Source organism: Chryseobacterium sp. HMWF035 (assembly GCF_003094695.1).
In the GTDB taxonomy this organism is placed as follows: Bacteria; Bacteroidota; Bacteroidia; order Flavobacteriales; family Weeksellaceae; genus Chryseobacterium; species Chryseobacterium gambrini.
Map to the genome: position 1 here is coordinate 1 of NZ_QEHP01000152.1, position 3,649 is coordinate 3,649.

The window sequence follows — 3,649 nt, forward strand, 5'->3', positions numbered from 1 at the left end:
GTCTTGGAATGCCTTTGATTTTATAGAACTTATTTTAGATCTTTTACAGTGGATATTTTCTGTAGGATCAGGTAGAAAAAAAGATGAATAAAGGCTTATTCAAATTTGTCGGAAATTTCAGGGAATTATTTAATCAAATTATAAAATATATTTTTAGTTCTAAATATTGTTTTCATTGTGTATTCCGTTTAATTATAGTAAAACAAGTTTGCGCATTCATCCGTTAATAAGTAATTTTGAAAAATTTTCAGATTTGAAGCCTACAATTTCCATTATCGTTGCTATTTTTAATCGTAAAGACGAACTTTTTGAACTCCTGAATTCTCTTACTGCGCAGACAGACAAAGAGTTTGAGATTATTATCGTGGATGACGGCTCATTAATCGATTTAAAACCAACAATTGCAAAATTCGAAAGTTTTTTAACCATTAAATATTTCCGGAAAGATAATTCAGGACCCGGCTTATCGAGAAATTACGGGGCAAGAAGAGCCGAAAACGAATGGCTTGTTTTTGTAGACAGCGACGTGATTGTAGAGAACGATTACATCGAAAACATCAAAAAAGACATTCTTGAAATTCCCTGTGATGCTTTTGGAGGAGCAGATAAGGCGCATAAAGGTTTTAATTTAATGCAGAAAGCCATTTCTTATTCTATGACTTCTGTTTTTACAACGGGAGGAATTAGGGGCAGTAAAAAAGCCGTTTCAAAATTTCAACCGAGAAGCTTCAATATGGGTGTTAAAAAAGAGGTTTTTGAAAAAGTCGGTGGTTTTTCAGAAATGAGAATAGGAGAGGATCCGGATCTTTCCATGACGCTTTGGGAAAATGGTTTTACAACTGCTTTCTTTGATGATATTGCAGTCTATCACAAACGAAGGGTAGATTTCGGAAAGTTTTCAAAACAGGTCTATCAGTTTGGCTGTGCAAGACCTATTCTTAACCAAAGACATCCGAATTATGTGAAAATTTCGTTCGCATTTCCTACCTTATTTATGTTGGGCTACATCATGGGCTTTGTAGAATATTTCATTTTGGGGAAAGGCGTTATTCTTGCATTTTATGGGTTATATACTTTTATGGTTCTTTTCCACGCTTTGTGGGTGACAAAAAATATAAGCATTACCGGAATGGCGGTTATTTCCACCTACATTCAGATGTTTTCCTACGGTTATGGCTTCTTAAAATCGTGGATTTTACTGAATATTTTCAGGATGAAACCCGAAGATGCCTTCCCTAAACATTTTCATAAAGTTTGATTTTACCACTAAAATTTTTGATGCATTACTTTTTAGCGTAAATTTTTTGACGCAAAGATTTTTTAGCAAAGCTTTAATTTTAGTCAGCAAAGGCAAATAAATTTGCTACGCAAAGCTTGAAACATACGCTTCATCAAAGCAACTTGTTGATTCTTCTTTGCTCCCTTAAATAATGGGTATTTATAATTAAACTTTGCGTTAAAAAAAACTATGATTTTCGATTACAGTAAATATTGCTTTGTAGGCGCGAAACTTATCTAAAAAAATACATTTTGTGAGCTTTTGAAATGCTGCAAAATAGCATACAAAATATCTTTTGTAACTTTTGCTGTTAAAAAAAATAAAAGCTGTTGAATGAACAACAGCTTTTTTACAATAATTAGGATATGGAGATGGTTTCATGGCTGAGAACGCCTGTTTTGAGCATGCATTCTCTCATCTTTTCATACGTTCGTTCGATGTCGTGATCCAGTCCTATTGAGAATCTGATCAGTCCATCGGAAATTCCCATCGCAGCACGTTCTTCCTCCGGGATTTCAGAAGAAGTGGAGCTTCCTGAGCATGAGAATAAAGTTTTATAAAAGCCTAAACTTACCGCAAGATAACCCAGATTTTCCTGCTGCATCATTTCCATCAGTTCATTGGCTTTGTCTGTGGTTCCAGCGTCTAAAGTCAGCAAACCACCAAATCCGTACTCTTCGTGCATCATCGTTTTCATCAGTTCGTGGTTTTTATGAGATTTTAATCCGGGATAAGAGACACGCAATCCGTCTTCTTCAAATCTTTGTGCAAGATACATTGCGTTATAACTGTGCTGTTTCATTCTGATGTGCAGCGTTCTGAGATTTTTAAGAATACTTGCAGAACGAAGACTGTCCATCGTAGGTCCCAACAACATACACGCTCCGTTATTCACGTTTTTAGTATCATTGATGAACTCCTGAGTTCCGCAGTACACTCCGCCAACTGTATCGCTGCTTCCGTTGATAAATTTCGTTAAAGAATGGATCACGATATCTGCGCCCAAAAGCTTTGGCGAAATAGAAAGCGGAGAGAACGTATTGTCTACGATCAGTTTCAGATTATGTCTTTTACAGATTTCAGAGAGTTTTCTCAGGTCAGCAACTTCTAAAAGCGGATTGCTTACACTTTCACAGTAGATGATTTTTGTGTTCTCGGTAATTGAATTTTCAACAGATTCAAAATTATTGATGTTTACGAAAGTCGTCTGAATATTAAATGGCGGAAGAAAATTTTTCATGAAAGCATACGTTCCACCGTAGATTGTTCTGCTCGAGATAATATGATCTCCGCTTTTGCAGACCTGCATCAGAACCGAAGTAATCGCTCCCATTCCCGATGCGGTAACGTTGGCCGCTTCCGTATTTTCAAGTTTTGCCAGAGCCTGTGCAAGATACAGATTCATCGGAGAAGAATGTCTTGAATACAAATAGCATCCTTCTGCGTTTCCTTCGAAAGTATCGAACATCGTTTTTGCAGAAAGAAAAGTGTAGGTAGAACTGTCGGAAATCGATGGGTTTACTCCGCCAAATTCACCAAAATATTGCAAATCCTGTATTTCGTTGGCTGCATTAAAGTCGTTCATATCGTTTAAATTTTTTATGCTATAAATATGAATAACCTTCAGAATTATTACAATAAAAATTTAAATTATTAGAATATAAAACTATTAAAATTTAAATTGATAGAAAAAAAGTTTATTATATTTGAATTTAATAAACATTTGATTAAAATTTATCTATGAGTTTTGATGATACCGATAAAAAACTGCTCCTTTTTCTGCAGGAAGATGCCAAACAAACCACCAAAGAACTGTCTCATAAGTTAGGTTTGTCTGTTACGGCTGTTTATGAACGCATCCGGAAACTCGAAAATACAGGAGTGATTTCAAAATATGTTGCGATTCTGGACAGGAATAAAATCCAACGAAATTTCATTGTGCTCTGTCATATCAAACTCGCTCAGCATAAAAAAGAATACGTTCTTCAGTTCGAAAAAGAAGTCATGAATTTAGAAGAGGTTACAGAATGCTTTCACGTAAGCGGAGACTACGATTATATCTTAAAAATCGGCGTAAAGGATATGGAAGACTACCGCAATTTTATGCTTACAAAACTTACCACATTGCAGCATATTGCAAGTACTCATAGTTCGTTTATGATCTCTGAAGTGAAGAATACAACCGCAGTTGTTTTGTAATCAAGTCCCCTGAAAAATTATTTTTTTTAGGAGCTTTTTCCCGCTTTCCGCACTCGCTATTTTCGTGATCTGGGGTTTCGGCGGGCTTTGCCTAGTCATGGTCGGAAGAAATCCGACCTCTTTTATGTTTTGAAAACTTTGTCTGGATTTCCTCCTGCAAAAATGATTAAT

Annotated in this window: 3 protein-coding genes; 2 read left to right on the forward strand and 1 reads right to left on the reverse strand. The window is 35.7% G+C overall.

All coding sequences use genetic code 11. The features are described 5' to 3' along the window. The first annotated feature begins 253 nt into the window (after positions 1-253). On the forward strand, positions 254-1,258 hold the full coding sequence (locus DD829_RS22965; protein ID WP_116548204.1) for a glycosyltransferase: 1,005 nt from the start codon (positions 254-256) through the stop codon (positions 1,256-1,258). Between the two features lie 379 nt (positions 1,259-1,637). On the opposite strand, the gene DD829_RS22970 is transcribed toward DD829_RS22965, so the two are convergent. Beyond that, positions 1,638-2,864, reverse strand: a complete 1,227-nt coding sequence (locus tag DD829_RS22970) for an aminotransferase class I/II-fold pyridoxal phosphate-dependent enzyme (RefSeq protein WP_108411363.1) — start codon at positions 2,862-2,864, stop codon at positions 1,638-1,640. A 155-nt stretch (positions 2,865-3,019) separates the two neighbouring features. Between DD829_RS22970 and DD829_RS22975 the strand changes: the two genes are divergently transcribed. Beyond that, a complete protein-coding gene (locus DD829_RS22975; RefSeq protein WP_116548203.1) occupies positions 3,020-3,478 on the forward strand; it encodes an Lrp/AsnC family transcriptional regulator in 459 nt (152 codons plus the stop codon). Positions 3,479-3,649 lie beyond the last annotated feature (171 nt).